The organism is Cryobacterium sp. W22_MBD10_FK3, from assembly GCF_052113745.1.
Classification (GTDB): domain Bacteria; phylum Actinomycetota; class Actinomycetes; order Actinomycetales; family Microbacteriaceae; genus Cryobacterium.
Genome location: NZ_JBGQOH010000011.1, coordinates 1 through 19418 on the forward strand (window position 1 = coordinate 1; position 19418 = coordinate 19418).

Genomic DNA, 19418 nt, shown 5'->3' on the forward strand with positions numbered 1-19418 from the left:
GCCCGGCCCCGCGGGCCGTCGCCGCGGCCGGAGCCGCGACGACGGGCCTGCGCGGTGAGCGTCACCGGAACTGGGTGATCTTGAGCACCAGATACTGGTCCCGAACCCGGTCCAGCTCCCGCCGGGCCTCGATCGATTCCGGGCTGAAGACGGGCCGGTTCCGCCGGCGGGACCGGACGGGACGGCGGCCCCAGTGGATCAGGGCGACGCCCAGGTGCATGGCGGCCCGATCGAGCAGGCCCACGCGGCGCACGGTGTGCGCCTCGGGGGAGCGAACGGGTTGGGGCGGGTGGTCGTGGCGGCCCGGAACGGGCGCCAGTTGGGTATTCATGATGATGCATTCCTTAGGGAAGGTTCGCGAATCCGGGCACCGTGGAACAGGCGTTCGGGGTCGCCGAATGAAGGGTGGCCGCCCGAGGGCGGCACGAGGCGACGCGCGCACTGCGCGCCGCTCACGGGGTGAGTGACCCGGGCAGAAGGATGCGAACGGGTGCGGGAATGCACACGAGTGCGAATGCTGCCTGGTCGGGCTTCGAGAGCGTCACCACCGTCTGGACCGGTGGGTTACCTACTGGCCGATCAGGCGGTGAAGACGCCGACGAAGCCGGCGGTGAAGCTGAATGCGAATGCAGTCTTCTGAGTAATCACGCTGGGCTCCTTTCGTCGTATGGCGTAGGCATCACCGTAGCGGGCGGAACGCACGCCGCGCAACACTTTTTCGCACTTTCCTGCGGGCGGCCGGCTGGGTACCCTCGAAGTATGTGTCGGAACATTCATCAGCTTCACAATTTTGAGCCTGCCGCCACCGACGACGAGGTGTACGCGGCGTCGCTGCAGTTCGTGCGCAAGATCAGCGGATCCACCAAACCGTCTAAGGCCAACGCGGAGGCCTTCGACCGGGCGGTAGCCGAGATAGCGCACATTTCGCGCCACCTGCTCGAGGATCTGGTCACGACCGCGCCGCCCAAGAACCGCGAGGTCGAGGCGGAGAAGGCCAGGGAACGCTCAGCGAAGCGGTTCGCCGCAGCCTGATCCGGTCGTGATGCCCGCCCGTCAGGACTCCTGAAGTTCTCGCGGCGTGGTGATGGCATCGACCAGCGCGCCGTTTCGCCAGACCGTGATCTCAATGGGCCTGTCGATCGCGTCTTCGACCATGAGCTGTTGCACGGCCGTGGCCGTCACGACGGCCTGGCCGGCCAGCGCGACGACGATGTCCCCACGGTGTAGGCCGGCCAGCTCGGCCGGACTGCCCGGCGCGACCGCCGCCACCTGCAGACCGGTCGGTGAGCCGATCCGGGCGGCGAGTTCGGGCGAGAGCGGCACCCGGGCACCGGCGATGCCGAGCCAGGCCCGCCGGATCCTGCCCCTGGTCATCAGAGCGGTGATGATCGCCCGGGTGGTCACATTGATCGGAATCGCCAGGCCCACCCCGATGCCCGCCACCGCGGTGTTGACCCCGACCATGCGGCCGGCGCTGTCGGCGAGCACACCGCCGCTGTTGCCGGGGTTGAGGGCGGCGTCGGTCTGGATCACCTCGTCGATCACCCGGCCGGACCGGGTGGGCAGCGACCGGCCGAGCGCCGACACTATGCCGGCGGTGACGCTGCCGGCCAGGCCGAGCGGGTTGCCGAGCGCCACGACCACCTGGCCGACCTTCAACTGGGCGGCGTCGCCGAGCTGAACCGGCTGCGGGGTGGCGCCATGCGCGCGCAAAACGGCGAGGTCGGACAGGGTGTCGCGGCCGACGACCTCGACCTCGCTGCTGGTGCCGTCGGCGAACCCGACCTCGGCGCGTTCGGCGCCGGCGACGACGTGGGCGCTGGTGAGGAGGAAGCCGTCCGCGGTGATGACGCTGGCGCTTCCCGACCCAGAGCCGCGCCTGGTGCGCACGGTGACGCTGGTCACGCTCGGCAGCACCCGGGTGGCCACCGCCATGACGGTTCGCGAGTAGGCGTCGAGGAGCCCGTCATCATCCATCGCCGGAACATCGCTCATGAATCCAGAGCGTACGTCGCGGGCGGGGGAGATGGGGAGCCGTTCGCTGCCAGCGTTCGGCCGGGTGTCGGTGCGCGTGCAGCGACCCTGGCGGGCCGCGCAGGTCAGCGGCGGCGGCGGGTGCCGAAGATGCCCGTGACGATGCCGGTGAGGATGGTCTTTGTGGCGGTTGAGCCGAGCACCTCTTCGAGCACCGACTTCTGCGGCCTGGCGCGAGTGCGGGATCCGGTCTCGGCCCGGCGCCGGAGCCGCTCGTAGTCGGCGTCCGCCTTCTTTTGCGCCTTGGCCTGTTGCGCATCGGCGGCAGCCTGCTGTTTCGCGAATTCGGCGTCGGCCTTGGCCTGGTCGAGCGCCCGTTGTTCGGCGTCGGCGACCCGGGTGGCCGCCTCCAGCCGGGTCGCCAGCAGCTCCCGGGCGGAATCGCGGTCGACCGGCTCGCCGTAGCGGGCCAGCAGCGGGGAGCTGTTGATGGTGGCCTCGATCTGTGCGGCCGGGGTGGGCGCCATCGACCCCAGCGGCGCGCGCAGCCGGGTCCACGCGACCGGACTCGGTGCCCCCTTCTCGTTCATCACGGTGACGACGGCCTCGCCGATGCCGAGCCCCGTGAGGACCTCGTCGAGGTCGTAGCCCGAGTGCGGGAAGGTCGAGACCGTCGCCCGGAGCGCCTTGGCGTCATCCGGGGTGAACGCCCGCAGCTGATGCTGCACCCGGGAGCCCAGCTGGGCGAGCACGTCGCCGGGCACGTCTTTCGGCGTCTGGGTGACGAAGAAAATGCCCACCCCCTTCGACCGGATGAGCCGCACGGTTTGCGTGATCGCGGCCAGGAAGTCCTTGGAGGCGTCCCGGAACAGCAGGTGCGCCTCGTCGAAGAAGAACACCAGCTTCGGCTTGTCAAGGTCGCCAACCTCGGGCAGGTCGTTGAAGAGGTCGGCGAGCAGCCACATCAGGAACGTCGAGTACAGGGCGGGCCGATCCTGCACCCCGGGCACCTCGAGCAGGCTGACCTGGCCGCGGCCGTCGGCGGTGACCGCGAGGAATTCGGTGGTGTCGATCTCGGGCTCCCCGAAGAAGACGTCGGCGCCCTGGTCGGCGAAGGTGATGAGTTCGCGCAGGATGACGCCGACGGTGGCGCTGGAGAGCCCGCCGAGGCCGGTGAGTTCGCCCTTGCCGGCGTCGCTGATCAGGAAGCTGAGCACCGCCCGCAGGTCGGTGAGGTCCAGCAGCGGCAGGCCGGCCTCGTCGGCGTAATGGAAGACCAGGCCCAGGCTGGACTCCTGGGTGTCGTTGAGACCGAGGACCTTACTCAGCAGCAGCGGACCGAACCCGGCCACGGTTGCCCGGATCGGAACGCCGTGGCCGATGCCGCCGAGGCAGAAGAACTCCGTGGGGGACGCGGCGCCGGCCCAGTCCTGACCGAGCGCACTGGTGCGGGCGAGCAGTTTGTCGCTGGGCGTGCCGGCGCTGGCGATGCCGGAGAGGTCGCCCTTGATGTCGGCGGCGAACACCGGCACCCCGTGCGCCGACAGCTGCTCGGCGAGCACCTGCAGCGTCTTGGTCTTCCCGGTTCCGGTCGCTCCGGCGACCAGCCCGTGCCGGTTCGTCATGGCAAGCGGGATGCGGATCTGCACGTCGGGGCGGGCCTCGCCATTGACGAGGGCGCCCAGCTCGAGCGCCGGCCCGTCGAAGGCGTAGCCGGACCGGATCGCCTGGACCTGGGCGTCGTCGAGGGGGCCGGAGGGGGGCGTGGGCGACTCGGGAGCGGTGGCCGCGGATTGCGCCTCGGCCTGGCGCAGCTGGGTTTCCGCCTCCTCCGCGTCGGCCTGGGCGCGGAGCGCGGCGGCCCTGGCCGCATCCGCTTTCGCCTTGAGCTGGCTGACGGCGTCGACTGCATCGCTGGGAGTCATGGCGGTATCCTAACCGCCGCCAAGCCGCTCGCGGCAGGGGCGGGTCAGTCGGATTCCTCGGCGGCGTGGGCGGCGTCGCGGGCGCGGTTTCTGGCGTCCTCCGCCGCACGGATGGCCCGGCTCCGGGCATCGGTGAGGGCGCCGTCGTCGGCGGTGACGGCAGCGAGCGCCGCCTCGGCGGTGTCGAGCTGTTCCCGAAGCTCCGCGATCTCGGCCTCCAGGCTGGCCCGGCGAAGCTCGAGCCTGTGAGCGCGCCGCTCCAGGGCATCGACCTCCGCGACCGCGGCGTCCGCCTCGCGCTCCAGACGCTCCGCTTCCCGCCTGGCCTCCTTGCGGCGGCGCACGTCGGCGAGTTGCACGGGATCCGGCGGTGCCGGGCTGCGGGCGCCGCCGGGCGACGGGGCCCACGCCTCCGCATCCGGCACCGCGACGGCACCGTCGAGGTCGACGGCGTCGAAGCCGCCGGCCCGCAACGGCTTGACCAATACCCCGCTGGCGACCGCGCCGGCGGCGGCCGGATCCGACGTGCCCGCCAACAGGGTCTGCTCGACCTCGTCGGCCACGGCCGCGGTGGGTGGGTGGCCGAGTGCGGCGGCTCGCGCGGCACCGGCCTGGGCGAGCGCGGTGACGGCGGTCCGGCGCTCGCCGCCGAGTCGCCGCAACGCGTCCCGGTCGAGTTGCTCCTGGGCGGTGCGCATGTGCTCGCCGAGGTCGAGGAGCGCGGCGAGATCGTCGGAGTTCTCCCGGGCCAGGAGATTCACCACCCAGGCCGCGGGTGCGGGCTTCCGCAGCGCCGCGACCTGCTTGGCCAGAGCGGCATCCGAGAGTTTCAGCTCCCGCGCCCTGGCATTGCGGGCTGCGGTGAAGTCCTGGGGCTGGATGCCGTAGAGCTCCCGGGCGACAGCGGCGAGGGTGGCGACCATGGCACCATCCTCGCCCGCGCGGACCCGTGGCGCCAGCGTTCGACCTGCTTCGGGTGCCGACAGGGCCCGCTCAGGCGGCGAGCAGGTGACTGGCCCGTTCCCCGCTCTGGTAGACCACGTCGTACTGCGCGTCGACGAGCGGGATGACGCGGGCAGTGCGCTGGGCGAGGACCCGCCCGTGCACCAGGTAGCCGGCCAACCAGCCGACGAGTCCCACGGCGCCGAGCACGATCGACAGCGGCACCAGGCCGGCCTCGAGGCTGAAGACCGAGCCGGCCAGGAAGGCCGTGCCCACGATGCCGACCCCGATGGACAGGCCGAGGGCTGCGGTGGATGCGGATCGCTCGAGGGCGGCAATCGCGACCAGGGCGACGTCGGCCTGGCGCTGCAGTTCGGCCACCAGCGGCCGGTTCTTCAACGCCCGGTCACGCTTGAGCCTGAGGGTCACCGTGGTGGCGCCGGGCAGACCGGTCTCGGTGGCTTCGGTGATCCAGCCGAAGTTGCGGTAGCTGTCGGCGTAGATCGACTCCAGGTCGCGCGGCACCCGGATCGTCGTGTACTCGTAGGCCCTGAAGCCAGTGCCGGAGGTGGGGGTGGCCTGGGTCATGGTGATGCTCGCTTTCGAGTGGATGATGGCCGGCGAGTGATCCGAGCCACGGACGGTTCGCCGGTAGATCCCATCCTCGGCGGCTGCCGAACCTGAATCGTCGTGCGTCCGGACGGTCGCCCCGTACTGCAGACGGACTACGTGGCTCCTTGTCCAACTGGGAGGATTGGCCTGTGACCTCCCTCGAGCAGCCGCGACGTGCCCCGCGTTCCCCCTTCTGGTCACGCACCGGCCCCACGCTGGAACGGGTGATCCTGGTGATCGTGGCCCTGGCCATCATTGTGGAAGGGATCACGGTCGCCGGGGCCGGCCTGCCCGTCGGTGGAGTGCTGGCCCTCGTTGCGACCACCGCCGGGGTGATGTTCTGCTACCGGATTCCCTACCTCGGGCTGGTCCTGGTGGCGGCCGGCCCGTTGATCGGCGCGCTGTTCGGCTGGGCGCCGATCGCCAACTGGTCGATCGCCTGCTTCGCCGCCCTGCTGCTCTCCCTCCGTGGCATGTCGGCGGTGGCGAGCGGTGGAGTGGTCGCGGCCGCCAACCTCGCCTCGGTATGGCTCGTGTCCGGCAGCCTCAGCATCACCGTGAACCCCGAGGCGTCGGTGTCGGCATTTGCCGCGATCGCGACCGCCGCCGTGGGCAGCGCCATCCGCGAGTCCCGGCGGTACTGGACCGAACTGCACCGCCGAACCACCGAGGCCATCACCACCCGGGCGGCCGCCGTGGACAAGAGCGTGGCCGAGGAGCGGCTGCGCATCGCCAGGGACCTGCACGACAGTGTGGGCCACCAGATCGCGGTGGTGAACATGCACCTCGGCGCCGCGGACGTGCACCTGCCCGCCGACGCGCACGCGAGCCGCGGAGACCTGGCCGCCGCCCAGCAGGGCGTGCAGGCGGTGCTCCGCGAGACCCAGGAGATTCTGCGGGTACTGCGGGTGGGCGCGGAACCCGACAGCCTCGCGCCCACCCCGGAGCACGGCCGCATCCCCGAACTCATCGAGACCTTTCGCCGCGCCGGCCTGACGATCGAGGCCACGCTCTCCGGCCTGGAGGTGGACCTGCCGCTGGCGGTGAGCGCCGCGGCCTACCGGATCAGCCAGGAGGCACTCACCAACGCGCACCGGCACGGCAGCGGAGACGTGTCGGTGCGGGTATCGGTCACCCCGGCGGGTGTCGCCCTTGAGGTGGTCAACCTGCGCAAACTGAACGCAGCAGCGGGCCCGACGGCCGGCGGCGGCCACGGGCTGGTGGGTATGCGCGAGCGCGCCGCCTCCACCGGCGGGCAGGTGCAGGTGCGTGAGGACGCACGATTCTTCTGGCTCACGGCAACTCTGCCGGCCGAGCCGGTGCTGACGAATGGAGCCCCCGCATGATCCGAGTGTTGATCGTCGACGACCAGGAGATGATCCGGGCGGGCCTCCGCACGATTCTGGAAGCGCATCCCGACCTCACCGTCGTCGCGGAGGTCGGCGACGGAATCTCCGCGGTCCGGCTCCTGGAGAGCACCGCGGTCGACGTCGTGCTGCTGGACATCCGGATGCCGGGCATAGACGGGGTGGAGACCACCCGCCGGATCCGCGCCGACCATCCCGCCGAGACCGTGCGCATCCTGATCCTGACCACCTTCGAGCAGGACGACTACGTCCTGACCGCCCTGCGGGCCGGCGCGGACGGCTTCCTGGGCAAGGGCGCGAGCCGCACCGAGCTGACCGACGGCATTCTGCGGGTCTCCGGCGGCAACCACGCGCTGTCGCCCGCCGCCGTCAACGCCCTCGTCGAGCACATCGCCGAGCCGGCGGCCGTGGCGAGCGACCCCGCCGCGGTGCTGCGGTTTGTGGAGCTCACCCAGCGGGAGCGGGAAGTGCTGACGCTGATCGTGGCGGGGCTGGACAATGCCCAGATCGCCGCCCAGATCTTCGTGTCGCCATTCACGGTGAAGACCCACGCCAACCGGGCGATGATGAAGTCCGGCACCCAGAACCGGGCCCAGCTGGTGTCCCTGGCGGTGCAGGCGGGCATCAGAGCCTGACCGCGCGGCTCCTGGCGCCGGTATCGCTCGGCGGACGGCGCGGTTACCCTGTGTTCCATCGGTCAGTCAGGTAATTCTCACGAGTGGAGGGTCTGATGGCAACGGATGGTCGGGGCAGCGTGATCGTGCGCGACGGGTCCTGGGGGTTTTTCTTCCTGTTGGCGTACGTCGGAGCCGCCATCTACTTCATTTCCACGTCGGACGGGTCGTTCTGGGCGTTCGTCCTGGGCCTGCTCCAGGCGATCGTCTGGCCGGCCTACGTGGTCTATCACGTGCTCATCCTGCTGGTGGGCCCCTGAGCCCCCGGTCACTTGTTCCGGCTCTGTGACCGGCGCGAGTGCGGGTGGCCTAGGCGGCGCGCGTGAAGCCGGCCGGCTGGGCTGCCCAGAGCGCGATCCGGTCGAGGGCGTGCGCCGGTGCGCGATTGACGCTGACGGGCAGATCGGCCGGTCCGTGGCTGCCGGCCGCCACCGTGACGACGCTCGCCGTCATGACGACCGGGCGGAGCGACCGGCGGGTGGGCAGGGTGTGCAGGATGGTGGTCATGGTCGGTCCTCTCGACGGGGCGGCTGGCGACCAGATGACCTGGATCGGTACATCAATCGTCTCGAAAGGCGTCGTGGCCGGCATCCCCTGAACGGATGAACCTGTGTACTGCGGTAGATGTAGTCGGCGGGCCGCCGCGGCAGGTCAGGTGCGGGACTGCAGAAAGACCATGACGAGGGTGCCAACGCCGTAGAGCAGCATCTTGCCCTTGTAGCCGGCCCACCACTGCCGCTGAACGGGCTCGGTGTCGTCGGGGGTGTCGGCATCCACGTTGCCGTCGGCATCCGTGCTCTCGTCGACCCGGTCGCTCGTGGAAGGCCGGGCGGGCCTGCCCGCGGCGGGCTGGCCGGCGGCAGGGCGGCGGGCGAGGCGCTCGAACGGCCTGGCCAGGAACTCGGGAATCTGAACGTGGTCGAACTCGTCGCGCGGTTCGTCGCTCTTGTTCTTGCTCATCCGGACATCGCCCCCTTCCCTCTCAGTCTAGGGAATCAACGGACTGCTCGCGTCGCCGGCGGCAGCACGCTGCTGGACCACACGGCCCACGCCCCGTATTCTCGATTGCGAACCCGGGAGCCCGATGACCTCGAACGAATCCTTCACCCACGGCGTCCGCGACCGGATGACGGCCGCCGCGGCCCGCCCAGGCGCCCCATCGAGCGTGCCGGCGCCACCCGCCGAACCCGGCCGCGCCGGAGGCCGCAGCTGGGCGGCCGAACCCGTGCAGACCGACGAGTCGATCCTGGAGAACACCGGACACACCTGGGACGAGTGGGCGGATCTGATCGACGCCGGTCCGGGGCGCCAAGCCGGACACACCGCCATCGCCGCCTGGGTGCACGCCGAGCACGGCGTGGACGGCTGGTGGGCGCAGGGGGTGACCGTGGGCTACGAACGCATCACCGGCCTCAGGCTGCCCGGCCAGATGCCAGACGGCAGCTTCAGCGTGAGCCGCACCAAGGTGCTCGCCCTGGACCGGGACGTGCTGCGGGCGCTGCTGCTCGACGAGGATGCGCGCGCCGACCTGGTTCCCGGTGTCGACCTGGTGCTGCGCTCCAAGCCCGCGGCGAAGGCGTTGCGCTTCACCGTCGACCGTGCCGGGGCGCCGCTGGGGTCGATCCTGTTCTCCACCGACCTGCTGCCAGACGGCCGGCTGCGGCTGGGCGTGACGCACGACAAGGTGGTCTCGTTCGACGAGGGCGAGCACTGGAAGCTGTTCTGGAGCGATTGGCTCGCCGCCGTCGAGCAGAGCGCCGACGGCGGCAGAGCCTAACCAGCCGGTCAGCTGCGCGGGGAGCTCTCGCTGTCGCTCGTCGCCGAGTCGACCACAGACGGTTCGGGTGCGACCACGGCGGCGCGGGCGGTACGCTGCCGCTTCCGCAGGTGCTGCACGACCGAGACCACCGTGACGATCGCGAGGATCGCGTAGAGGGTGATCGTGAACGGGCTGGACACCAGGACGCCGGGGTCGCCCGCCGACACAGCCAGCGCGCGACGTAGTTCGGTCTCGGCGAGCGGGCCCAGGACGACGGCGATCATGACGGGCGCCAACGGAATGCGGAAGCGTCGCATCAACAGGCCGATCAGCCCGATCGCGATGAGCGCCCAGACGTCCACCACCGACGACCCCATGGCGTAGACGCCGAGCACGGCGAGCACGGTGATGCCGGCGTAGAGATAGTGCTTGGGTACCAGCAGCAGCTTCGCCCAGAGTGAGGCGAAGCCCATGTTGAGGATGAGCAGCGCGACCAGGCCGATGAACAGCGACGCGATCAGCGTCCAGACGAGCTCGGGCGTGCGCGCGAACAGCAGCGGTCCCGGCTGCAAGCCGTACTGCTGGAAGGCGGCGAGCATGATCGCCGCCGTGGCGGAGGTGGGCAGACCGAGAGCGAGCAGGGCGCCCATCGCGGTGCCGGCCGTGGCGTTGGCCGCCGCCTCCGGTGCCGCGACCCCGCGGATGCTGCCGACGGTGCCGAAATTCTTGTCGCCACGGGCCTTCGCCAGCCGCTTCTCGGTTCCGTAGGCGAGGAAGGTCGGCACCTCGGCGCCGCCGGCGGGAATGATGCCGAACGGGAGCCCGAACGCCGTGCCCCGCAGCCACGCCGGGGCGGCGCGTTTGAGGTCGCCGAGGTTGAGCCAGGCGCGCCCCTGCTGGATGATCTGCACCGAGCCGTCTTCGCGGTGGATGCGGGAGGCCACGGAGAACACCTCGCCGAGGGCGAGCAGCCCCACGGTGATGACCACGATGGACAGGCCGTCGAACAGCTGCGGCATGCCGAAGGTGAACCGTTCGGTGCCGCTGGGGCCGTCGATGCCCACCAGCATGAGTGCGAGGCCGATGCCGAGCGAGAGCAGTCCGCGCACGATCGACTCGGAGACGACCGAGCTCACGGCGAGGAAGGCGAACGCCGCCAGCGCGAAGTACTCGGCGGGGCCGAACATCGTCGCCATCGACACGAGCAGGGGCATGGCGAACACTGTGACCAGTGTCGCCAGGGTGCCGCCGAAGAACGCGCCGAGCGCAGCGGTGGCGAGAGCCTTGCCCGCCCGCCCGCTCTTCGCCATCCGGTTGCCCTCGAACGAAGACGCGATGGCCGAGGAGTTGCCCGGCGTATTGAGCAGGATGCCGGCGGTGGAGTCGCCGAACAGCCCGCCGAAGTAGATGCCGGCGAACATGATGAACGCCGCCGTGGGGTCCAGGCTGAAAGTGACCGGCAGGAGCAGGGCCACCGCCATCGAGGAGCCGAGCCCGGGCAGCACGCCGACGGCGGTGCCAAGGACGGCGCCGATGAGCACCCACAGCAGGTTGATGGGCGTGAGTGCCCCCGAGAACCCCTCGAGGAGAAGTGTGATCTGGTCCATGTCAGAAGATCCATCCGAAGATGCCGGAGGGCAGGGCGAGGCCCAGTCCGGCGCTGAAAGCGAGCTGCACTGCCGAGCTCAGAATGAGGGCGACGCCGATGTCGAAGATCGGACGCCGGCTGCCGAGGGCGTAGGAGACGAGCCAGAAGAGGATGGCGGCACTGCAGATCCAGCCCACCGGGTTGAGCAGCACCGCGAAGAGCACGACGGCGCCGAGCACGAGTCCGAACGTGCGCCAGTCGAAGGTGGTCTCGTCTTCTGCGCCGGCCGCGGCGTGCAGGTGGTCGAGCTTGATGAGCTCGGTGTTGGTGCCGGCGACGTCCCCGAGCATGTCCTCGGAGATGTCGGGGCGGTGCCAGACCCTGGTGGTCGAGCGGCGGGGCAGCAGCGCCTGCACGGTGACCCAGCCGCCGGTGACGAGCAGGAGGCAGATCACGATGATCGGGAAGAACTGCGGGCCGGGCTCCTGGTCCCCGCGCACGTTCATCGTGACGGTGCCGACGATCAGCAGGGCGGCGGCGACCAGCGCCAGGAGCCCCACTGAGAGTTCGCCACGGCCGGTCCACCAGGACTGTCGGCGGAGGGTGCCTGGCTCCGGTGACGGACGGGTGCCGGCGGGTGCGGTCGATGCGGTGGTCACAGTCCGAGCTCCTCAATGATCTTGTCGATCTCTATCTGCTGCTCGCCCAGGAACGCCTCGAAGTCAGGCCCCACCAGGTACGAGTCCGTCCAGTTGTTGCGTTCGAGGACCTCGGCCCAGGCAGACGAAGCCTGCATTTCCTCGACGATCGCGGCGAGCTCCGCCGTCTCGGCCTCACTCAGCCCGGGCGGGGCGACGTAGCCGCGCCAGTTCGACATGCTGACGTCGACGCCCAACTCCATGAAGGTCGGCACCTCCACGCCGGGCATGCGTTCGGGCGACGAGACCGCGAGAACCCGCAACTGGCCCGCCTCCACCTGCCCGGAGATCTCGTTGTAGCCCGAGATGCCGCCGGTGGTGGTGTGCGAGAGCAGTGCCGAGAGCGCCTCGCCGCCGCCCGAGTAGGCGATGTAGTTGGCCTGTTCGGGGTCGAGCCCGATGGCCCCGGCCAGCAGACCGGTCATGAGGTGGTCGATGGAGCCCAGCGAGCCTCCGGCGATCGAGGTTCCCTTGGGGTCGGCCTGCCACGCCTCGACGAAGTCGTCCAGCGACGTGATCGGCGAGTCAGCGGGCACGACCAGGGCGGCGTAGTCGTCGGCGACGCGGGCGATGGGCGTGACATCCTGCAGCGATTCGGGGGTGTCGCCGAGCGCGATCGCGCCGATCATCACCCCGCCGGTGGCCATCAGGATGTCGTTCCTGCCGCTCATCTGCACGAGTTGCGAGAGCCCGATGGTGCCGCCGGCCCCGGGCACATTGGCCACCTGCACGTTGTTGACGATCCCCTCCGAACGCAGGGCCGCCTGCGACTCGCGGGAGAATCCGTCCCATCCGCCACCGGGCGAGGCCGGGGCCATGACGGTCAACTTGTTGCGGACCGTGGAGGACGATCCGGTAGAGGCTGCGTTGGCGACGGCGAGGCCTGTGATCAGCGCCACCGCCGAGCTGAACGCGATGGTGCGTAATACTTGTTTCACGAGAGAACACCCTTACGACGTTGTAGGAGATCGATTGAGGCCCCAACCTATGTCGACACATCGCCCCGAGCGCCGTTGCGCACATATCTAGCCATATTGGACAATTCGGTCGCGATGAACTCACCACAACGAAACGCTCGTGATTCGTCGCTGCGTCGCCGCTTGCCGCGCGTGCACCCCGACGGGACGACGACCGCACGGCGCCGGGGCTTCGCCTTCGGCCTGTTCGTCGCGCAGGTCGCGGTGATCACGTTGATCGCGGCCGTCGCGGCGGGGATCGCGGTGTTCGTGCAGGCCGATCAGGTTCGGCATGCGGCCGAGGGGGATCTCGAGGTCCTCGCCGACAGCGTCGCCACCCTCCCGGTCGTCATCGAGGGCCTGCAGTCGGCGGATCCGCACGCCGTGATCCAACCCGTCACCTCGGCGATGCAGGAGGCAGCGGGGGTGTCCTACATCACCGTCGTCGACCTCGACAATCTGCGGGTCGCCCACCCCTGGCCGGAACTGGTGGGCAAGCCGGTCTCGAGCGACCACTCCGGTGTGCGCGCCGGGGAGCGGTTCGTGGGCTCGGAGGAAGACGGTCCGGTCGGCCTGACCCTGCGCGCCAAGGTGCCCGTGATCGCCCCGGACGGCAGCATCGTCGGCACGGTCTCGGCGGGGGTGCCGCTGCGGGCCGTGCAGCAGGAGGTGGCCGGGCGGGCGCTGCAGATCATCGTGCCGACCCTGTTCGCGGTGCTGCTCGGGCTGGTCGTGTCGTGGACCGTGACGGCCCGGCTGCGACGCCGGCTCTACGGGGTGGAGCCCGGCGAGATGCTCGCACTCGTGCAGTCGCGGGCCGCCATGACCGACGGGGTTCAAGACGGCGTCATCGGCATCGACGACGACGGTCGGATCGCGTTCATGAACGCCGGGGCGAAGCGGCTGCTGGCCGTGGCCGGGCCGGTCGAGGGCCGGCACGCACGCGAGGCGCTCCCCGCCGCGGTGGCCGCACTGCTCGACACCGAAACCAGGCCGGGCACGAGACAACTGATCACCGCGGGGCGCACCCTGGTGGTGACCCGCTCGACGGCGGTCGCCGACGGCCGCGCCGTGGGCAGCACCCTCGTCATCCAGGACCGCAGCGAGCTGGAGTCGATGCTGGCGACGCTCGGCGACGAACGGGCACGGTCCGGCGTGCTGCGGGTCGAGGCCCACGACTTCGACAACCGGATGCACGTTGTCGCCGGCCTGCTCAGGCTCGGTGAGTTCGACGACGCAAGCAGCTACCTGGACAGCCTGCCGCGGGCGGAGCGCCCCGGCGCCTCAGCGGAGTGGCAGCGCATCCAGTCGCCGGTGCTCGCGGCGCTGCTCGCCTCGCGGCAGGCGCAGGCCGACGCTGAAGGCATCACGCTCACGATTTCGGAAGACAGCCGGGTGGCACCCGATGTCGTTGTCGGGCCGGCGGAACTCACCGTCGTCGGCAACCTGCTCTCGAACGCCATCGAGGCCGCCGACTCGAGCATCGAGGTCTTCCTGTTCGGTGACGGCGACGGGCTCGAACTCATCGTCGATGACGACGGGCCCGGGGTGAGCGAGGCCGACGCGCAGCACATCTTCGAGTCCGGCCGAACCTCCAAAGAGGCCGACGGCTGGCGGCACGGCATCGGTCTCGCCGTCGTGCACGACCACGTGGCTGAGCGGGGCGGTGAGATCAGCATCGATCGTGCCGACCTCGGCGGCGCCAGGTTCCAGGTGCAGCTACCGGCACCATCCGCTTCATCACCCCACCCCGAGGAGCCACCCGCATGACCGAAACGATCCGGGTGCTCATCGTCGAAGACGACTTCGCCGTGGCCGCCCTGCACCGCAGGTTTCTCGCCACGATCGATGGCTTCGACGTCGCGGGCACCGAACTCACGGCGGCCGCTGCTGCCACACGGATCGCCCACGGCGGCGTGGACCTGGTGCTGCTGGACATGTTCCTGCCGGACGCGTCGGGACTCGACCTGCTGCGCACGGTGCGTTCGGCGTCGGTGGCGCCGCTGGACGTCATCATGGTCACCGCCGCACCCGACCCCGAGCTGGTCAGGCAGGCGCTGGAGCTGGGTGTCGTGGACTACCTGCTCAAGCCGTTCCGGCCCGAGGACTTCACCGCGCGGATGCGCCGCTATGCCGCGCGTCGCGCGGACGCCAGGCCGCTCGACAGCACCGATCTGACCCAGGCCCAAATCGACTCGATGCAGGGCCGGAAGGCCGCGGGCACGCGCGCGGCCTTGCCGAAAGGGCTCTCCGAGAACACGGCCCGGCTGGTCATCGACGCCCTGCGCGCGAACACGGTGCCGATCACGGCCGCGGCCCTCGCCGAGGTTCTCGGCATGTCCAGGGTCAGCGCCAGGCGGTACCTCGAACACTTCGCCCTGCTCGAGGAGGTCGAGGTGACGGCGAAGTACGGTGACGTCGGCCGGCCGCAGAACCTGTACCGCTGGACGGGCCAGGACGGCTTCTGACCACTCCCGCAGCCACTACGTCCAATATGGCCTAAACCACGCCGGCGGAGCGATGCGTCCTACGATCGATGAAGAATCTCGACGTCGAGATATTCGTCAAGGAGGATGAAGTGACCGAGGCAGTGACCGGAAAAGCAGTGACCGACGCCCAAGTGATCGTCGTGGGCGGCGGGAACGCCGGATTCAGCGCGGTACACGCCGCGGCGCGACGCGGCCGGCGAGTGCTGCTGCTCGAGCGCGGCGAGCAGCACGAGGCCGGCGGCAACAGCTTCTACACCGCGGGGGCGACCAGGGTGCCGCACGACGGGCTCGACGACCTGCAGTCGTTCGTGCAACCCGACGACCGGCACGAGCGCTCGATCGTGCCGTCGTACTCGGTCGACGACTTCAGGGCCGACCTGGTCAAGGTCACCGAGGGGGGCAACGACCCCGACCTCACCGAGGTACTGGTGCACGAGGCGCGACCGACCGTGGAGTGGCTGGCGAGCCTGGGCCTGCAGTACCGGCTGATGTACGAACGCCAGGCCTACGACCGACCCGACGGCTCGTACCTCTTCTGGGGCGGTCTGCACATCGGCAACGTGGGCGGCGGCGAGGGCCTGATCGCGGACCACACCCGGGTCGCCCTCGAGGAGGGTGCTGAGATTCGCTACGGCCAGCACGTCGTGGACCTGGTCCTGAACGACACGGGCCGGGTCGTGGGGGTGCGTCTGGCCGACGGAAGCGAGCTGCACGCGGAGTCGGTGGTTATCGCATCCGGTGGTTTCGAGGCCAGCCCGACGCTGCGCGAATCCGAGATGGGTGCCGGCTGGCAGAACGCCAAGGTGCGCGGCACGCCGTTCAACACCGGCGAGCTGCTCGAGGCCGGGCTGCGGCACGGAGCGGCGCGCGGCGGCGACTGGACGACCTGCCACTCGGTGCAGTGGGACGCCTTCACCGCGCAGAACGAGTCCAACCGGGTTCTCACCAACCGCCTCACCCGGCAGTCCTACCCGCTGGGCATCCTGGTGAACCGCGAGGGTGAGCGTTTCCTCGACGAGGGCGCCGACTTCCGCAACTACACCTATGCCAAGTACGGCCGCGAGATCCTGGCGCAGCCGGGATCGGTCGCCTGGCAGATCTTCGACGCGACGCTGCGCCCGATGCTGCGCACCGAGGAATACGACATGCCCGGCATCTCGGTGCAGGTCGCCGACACCCTGGCGCAGCTGGCCGAGAAGATCGGCATCCCCGTGGCGGCGTTCACCCGCACGGTGGGGGAGTTCAACGACTCGATCGATCGCACCACAGCCTTCGACCCCACGATCAAGGACGGCCGGCGCGCGGCGGTGCTGCCGCCGAAGAGCAACTGGGCCGCACCGCTGGAGACGGGCCCGTTCTACGCCTACGGCGTGACCTGCGGCATCACCTTTACCTTCGGCGGGCTGAAGACCGACACCCACGGCCGGGTGCTGCGTGCCGACGGCAGCGAGATTGCGGGCCTCTTCGCCTGCGGCGAGGCGCTCGGCGGCCTGTTCTCGAAGAATTACCCGGGCGGCTCCGGCCTCACCGCCGGCATGGTGTTCGGCCGTCGGGCGGGCCAGCTGGCCTAGGGCAGCAGCCGGGCGATGGTCGCCACGGCTTCCTCGAAGATCTCCGGGCGGGCCCTGGAGTAGTTCAGCCTGAGGAACGAGCCGGTCGGTTCGGCGGGGAACCAGTCGTCGCCGGGGGAGAACAGCACCCCCTCGGCGCGACTGCGCCGGGCCAGGCCGGGCATGTCGACGCCGTCGGCCAGCCGCAGCCAGAGGTTGAGCCCGCCCCGGGGAACCAGCTCGAGCGCATCCGCCCCCAGCTGGCCACGCACCTGCCGGGCCAGTTCGTCGCGCCGGCTGCGCAGCGATCCGCGCAGCCGGGTGAGGTGGCTGCGCCAGCCGGGGTCGGAGAGCACGTCCACGGCGGCGGCCTGCAGGATGCCGCTGACGTAGAGGTCGTCCACGGTGCGGTCGGCCTGGATTCTGGCCAGGGCCGGGCCGCGGGCCACGACGGCGCCGACCCGGATAGCGGGGGAGACACTCTTGGTGAGCGAGCGCACGTAGACGACGTGGCCGTTCGCGTCGTCGGCGGCCAGCGGCACCACATCCGCGTCGATGCCGAAGTCGTGCGCCCAGTCATCCTCGATCAGGTAGACGCCGCGGGCCCGGACCACCGCCAGGATGGCGGCGCGCTCGACGCTGGACCAGAGCGCCCCGGTGGGATTGGCGAAGTGCGGTTGGGCGTAGAACAGGCGGGCACCGCTGGCGCCGAGGGCGTCGTCGAGGTCGGCGGCGGATGGCGCGCCGGCACCCCGCGCGATCGGCACGACCCGCAACCCGGCCTGCCGGGCGGCCGCCATGGCGCCCCAGTAGGTGGGCGACTCCATCACGATGGCGTCGCCGGGGGAGGCCAGGGCTCGGAAGATCGACGAGAGCGCGCTCTGCCCGCCCGGGGTGATCACCACGTCGTCGGCGGTCGCCGGGGCGACACGGGATGCCCCGGCCGGGGCCAGCTCAGCCGCGAACCAGGTGAGCAGATCGGGCAGCCCCGCCAGCGGGGCCCGTTCGACCGCGGTGCTTGTGTGGGGCGCCCCCACCACAAAGGGCCACCCAAACCCCATGGGGAAAAGAGCCCCCACCCCGTCACCCCACTGCAACAAAAACCCCCCCCTTCTCCCCCCTGCTGGCCACCACCACCCCACAAAAACGCGAAAGCACTTTCGCCCCCCCCCTTTGTCTTTCCTTTCTCCCTCTTCTTTCCTCCCTCCCCCCCCCCCCCCTCCCCCCCCCCCCCGAGCCGGGTGGGCAGGAGCTCCTCGGCCGGGTAACCGGAGTGCAGCGAAACCACCCCGGGCCCGGCGCTCGCCATGGCGACTCCGATGGCGTCGGCGCCGGTGCGGGCGGTGCCCAGCGCCGTGGTCTGCCAGCCGAAGTCGGCCCTGTGCACGCCGGGCCGCCGCGCAATGAAGCTGCCGGCGCCCGGCCGGGTCTCCACGAGCCCTTCGAGCACCAGGCGCTGCAACGCCCGTTGCACGGTGAGCGGGCTGGCGGCATGCTCCTGCACCAGGGCGCGGGTGGACGGCAGGCGTTCACCGGCCGGGCGGGAGGCCACCAGCCGGCGCAGCCGACGTTCGATGGCGAGATGGGCGGATTCACCGTCCGCCCCGGTGACGGCGGTGGAGTCCGACATAGTGCTATCCTCTTGCATGAAAACTGAGAATAGCGCTATCGTTCCGGCGGCGCCAGTGCTATCCGCGTCGGAGCTCGTTGCCGCGGGACCGCATACTGCAGCCTCGCCCGCCGCCGCCGCCGCCGCACCGCACGGATCTCCGTCCGCCGGCCTGGCATTCGGGCTGCTGGGCGTTCTCGCCTTCTCCTTCACGCTGCCGCTCACCCGGGTGGCGGTGAGCCAGCTCGACCCGCTGTTCGTCGGCGCCGGCCGGGCCGTGCTGGCCGGGCTGCTGGCCATCGGTGTGCTCGCCGTGCTGCGGCAGCGGGTGCCGCATGGTGTGCAGTGGCTTCGCCTGGCCGTCGTGGGCGCCGGAGTGATCGCCGGGTTCCCCATCCTCACCTCGTTCGCCCTGCAGAGTGTTCCGGCCGCGCACGGCGCCGTGGTGATCGGGCTGCTGCCCGCCGCCACGGCCGTCGTCGCCGTGCTCCGCGCCCGGGAACGGCCGTCCGTGCGGTTCTGGCTCGCCAGCGGCCTCGGGGTGGCGGCGGTGGTGGGCTTCGTGGCGCTCAGCAACGGCGGCCTGCACGGCCTGGCGCCGGCCGACCTGCTGCTGGTGGCCGCCGTCGCGCTCGCGGCCATCGGCTACGGCGAGGGCGCGCTGCTCTCCCGCGAGCTGGGCTCCTGGCAGACGATCTGCTGGGCGCTGATCGTGGCGCTGCCGGTGATGGTGCCGCTGATGCTGCTGGGCCTCGGCTCCGGCTGGCCCGAGGCGGATGCCCCGGCCTGGCTGGCCTTCGCCTACCTGGCCGGGGTGAGCATGTTCCTGGGCTTCTTCGCCTGGTACCGCGGCCTGGCCATCGGCCCGATCGCCCGGGTGAGCCAGATCCAGCTCGTGCAGCCCGTGCTCACCATCGTCTGGGCGACCCTGCTCCTGGGTGAGCACCTGGACCTGATCGTGCTGGTCGGCGCCCTCGCGGTGATCCTCTGCGCCGCGACCGCCGTGCGCGCCCGCATCCGCTGACCCGCATCCGCCGCCGGGGGCGACGAACGTTGAAAAGGAAATAGTGAGCTAAAAGGGACCGAATTGGCAATTTGGTCCTTTTTAGCTCCCTTTCTCCTTTCTAGCGTGCGCGTGGAGAGACGGAACGGGGGCCGCGGGGGAGAATGAACGGGTGTGACGTGCGTTCACCCGCTGGTTACCTACTGGTTCTAAGCTGCCGCCGTCGCGGTTTGTCGCGAAAGCCGGACAGGAGCGTGCGTGACCCCGAACCA

General features: G+C 70.6%; 20 protein-coding genes and 1 pseudogene. 9 read left to right on the forward strand and 12 right to left on the reverse strand.

The features are described 5' to 3' along the window. Positions 1-61 precede the first annotated feature (61 nt). Positions 62-331 carry a hypothetical protein gene (locus ACEN2M_RS11640; protein ID WP_441648292.1) on the reverse strand — a complete coding sequence of 90 codons (270 nt, stop codon included), beginning with the start codon at positions 329-331 and terminating at the stop codon, positions 62-64. Positions 332-759: 428 nt separating this feature from the next. Between ACEN2M_RS11640 and ACEN2M_RS11645 the strand changes: the two genes are divergently transcribed. Beyond that, complete coding sequence (locus ACEN2M_RS11645) at positions 760-1032, forward strand: DUF2277 domain-containing protein (RefSeq protein WP_441648293.1); 273 nt, start codon at positions 760-762, stop codon at positions 1030-1032. 21 nt (positions 1033-1053) lie between these two features. On the opposite strand, the gene ACEN2M_RS11650 is transcribed toward ACEN2M_RS11645, so the two are convergent. The 4 genes from ACEN2M_RS11650 to ACEN2M_RS11665 form a co-directional block, all read right to left on the reverse strand. After that, positions 1054-1995, reverse strand: a complete 942-nt coding sequence (locus ACEN2M_RS11650) for a S1C family serine protease (RefSeq protein ID WP_441648294.1) — start codon at positions 1993-1995, stop codon at positions 1054-1056. A 104-nt stretch (positions 1996-2099) separates the two neighbouring features. Beyond that, entirely contained in the window at positions 2100-3899 is a 1800-nt protein-coding gene (locus ACEN2M_RS11655; protein WP_441648295.1) for a helicase HerA-like domain-containing protein, read from the reverse strand. 44 nt (positions 3900-3943) lie between these two features. Beyond that, positions 3944-4822 carry a transposase gene (locus ACEN2M_RS11660; protein WP_441648296.1) on the reverse strand — a complete coding sequence of 293 codons (879 nt, stop codon included), beginning with the start codon at positions 4820-4822 and terminating at the stop codon, positions 3944-3946. 70 nt (positions 4823-4892) lie between these two features. Next, positions 4893-5429 (reverse strand): hypothetical protein, encoded by a 537-nt coding sequence (locus tag ACEN2M_RS11665; protein ID WP_441648297.1) that lies wholly within the window; start codon positions 5427-5429, stop codon positions 4893-4895. 173 nt (positions 5430-5602) lie between these two features. Here ACEN2M_RS11665 and ACEN2M_RS11670 point away from each other — a divergent pair, with 173 nt between their 5' ends. From ACEN2M_RS11670 to ACEN2M_RS11680, 3 genes are all read left to right on the forward strand, one after another. Continuing rightward, positions 5603-6799, forward strand: a complete 1197-nt coding sequence (locus ACEN2M_RS11670) for a sensor histidine kinase (protein ID WP_441648298.1) — start codon at positions 5603-5605, stop codon at positions 6797-6799. Then, a complete protein-coding gene (locus ACEN2M_RS11675) occupies positions 6796-7455 on the forward strand; it encodes a response regulator transcription factor (protein ID WP_441648299.1) in 660 nt (219 codons plus the stop codon). The genes ACEN2M_RS11670 and ACEN2M_RS11675 overlap by 4 nt, the downstream gene beginning before the upstream one ends. A gap of 95 nt (positions 7456-7550) precedes the next feature. Further along, positions 7551-7754: a hypothetical protein gene (locus tag ACEN2M_RS11680; protein ID WP_441648300.1), complete on the forward strand. Its 204-nt coding sequence runs from the start codon at positions 7551-7553 to the stop codon at positions 7752-7754. Between the two features lie 49 nt (positions 7755-7803). Here ACEN2M_RS11680 and ACEN2M_RS11685 read toward each other — a convergent pair whose 3' ends face one another. Further along, entirely contained in the window at positions 7804-8001 is a 198-nt protein-coding gene (locus tag ACEN2M_RS11685) for a hypothetical protein (protein WP_441648301.1), read from the reverse strand. Positions 8002-8145: 144 nt separating this feature from the next. Next, entirely contained in the window at positions 8146-8454 is a 309-nt protein-coding gene (locus ACEN2M_RS11690) for a hypothetical protein (RefSeq protein WP_441648302.1), read from the reverse strand. 124 nt (positions 8455-8578) lie between these two features. Between ACEN2M_RS11690 and ACEN2M_RS11695 the strand changes: the two genes are divergently transcribed. Then, the gene (locus ACEN2M_RS11695) at positions 8579-9271 is read left to right on the forward strand and encodes a hypothetical protein (protein WP_441648303.1); all 693 of its coding nucleotides are present in this window, start codon (positions 8579-8581) and stop codon (positions 9269-9271) included. Between the two features lie 8 nt (positions 9272-9279). On the opposite strand, the gene ACEN2M_RS11700 is transcribed toward ACEN2M_RS11695, so the two are convergent. The 3 genes from ACEN2M_RS11700 to ACEN2M_RS11710 are packed head-to-tail and all read right to left on the reverse strand — an operon-like array spanning position 9280 to position 12477. Continuing rightward, positions 9280-10860 carry a tripartite tricarboxylate transporter permease gene (locus ACEN2M_RS11700; protein WP_441648304.1) on the reverse strand — a complete coding sequence of 527 codons (1581 nt, stop codon included), beginning with the start codon at positions 10858-10860 and terminating at the stop codon, positions 9280-9282. Between the two features lies 1 nt (position 10861). Then, positions 10862-11500, reverse strand: a complete 639-nt coding sequence (locus ACEN2M_RS11705) for a tripartite tricarboxylate transporter TctB family protein (protein WP_441648305.1) — start codon at positions 11498-11500, stop codon at positions 10862-10864. Continuing rightward, positions 11497-12477 carry a Bug family tripartite tricarboxylate transporter substrate binding protein gene (locus tag ACEN2M_RS11710; protein ID WP_441648306.1) on the reverse strand — a complete coding sequence of 327 codons (981 nt, stop codon included), beginning with the start codon at positions 12475-12477 and terminating at the stop codon, positions 11497-11499. The genes ACEN2M_RS11705 and ACEN2M_RS11710 overlap by 4 nt, the downstream gene beginning before the upstream one ends. A 114-nt stretch (positions 12478-12591) precedes the next feature. Here ACEN2M_RS11710 and ACEN2M_RS11715 point away from each other — a divergent pair, with 114 nt between their 5' ends. The 3 genes from ACEN2M_RS11715 (at position 12592) to tcuA (ending at position 16555) form a co-directional block, all read left to right on the forward strand. Then, entirely contained in the window at positions 12592-14265 is a 1674-nt protein-coding gene (locus tag ACEN2M_RS11715; protein ID WP_441648307.1) for an ATP-binding protein, read from the forward strand. Then, positions 14262-14963: a response regulator gene (locus ACEN2M_RS11720; RefSeq protein WP_441648308.1), complete on the forward strand. Its 702-nt coding sequence runs from the start codon at positions 14262-14264 to the stop codon at positions 14961-14963. Before ACEN2M_RS11715 ends, ACEN2M_RS11720 begins: the two co-directional genes overlap by 4 nt. Before the next feature lie 110 nt (positions 14964-15073). After that, positions 15074-16555, forward strand: coding sequence for an FAD-dependent tricarballylate dehydrogenase TcuA (gene tcuA / locus ACEN2M_RS11725; RefSeq protein ID WP_441648309.1), 1482 nt, complete (start codon positions 15074-15076; stop codon positions 16553-16555). Here the strand turns inward: tcuA and ACEN2M_RS11730 are convergent. Together ACEN2M_RS11730 and ACEN2M_RS11735 are read right to left on the reverse strand one after the other, a co-directional pair. Further along, positions 16552-17571, reverse strand: coding sequence for an aminotransferase-like domain-containing protein (locus ACEN2M_RS11730; RefSeq protein WP_441648310.1), 1020 nt, complete (start codon positions 17569-17571; stop codon positions 16552-16554). The genes tcuA and ACEN2M_RS11730 overlap by 4 nt on opposite strands. 377 nt (positions 17572-17948) lie before the next feature. Beyond that, a pseudogene (locus ACEN2M_RS11735) lies at positions 17949-18182 on the reverse strand (GntR family transcriptional regulator); the annotation flags it as partial. Between ACEN2M_RS11735 and ACEN2M_RS11740 the strand changes: the two are divergent. Beyond that, positions 18181-19167 carry a DMT family transporter gene (locus ACEN2M_RS11740; protein ID WP_441648311.1) on the forward strand — a complete coding sequence of 329 codons (987 nt, stop codon included), beginning with the start codon at positions 18181-18183 and terminating at the stop codon, positions 19165-19167. The pseudogene ACEN2M_RS11735 and the gene ACEN2M_RS11740 sit on opposite strands and share 2 nt — an antisense overlap. Positions 19168-19418: the final 251 nt, after the last annotated feature.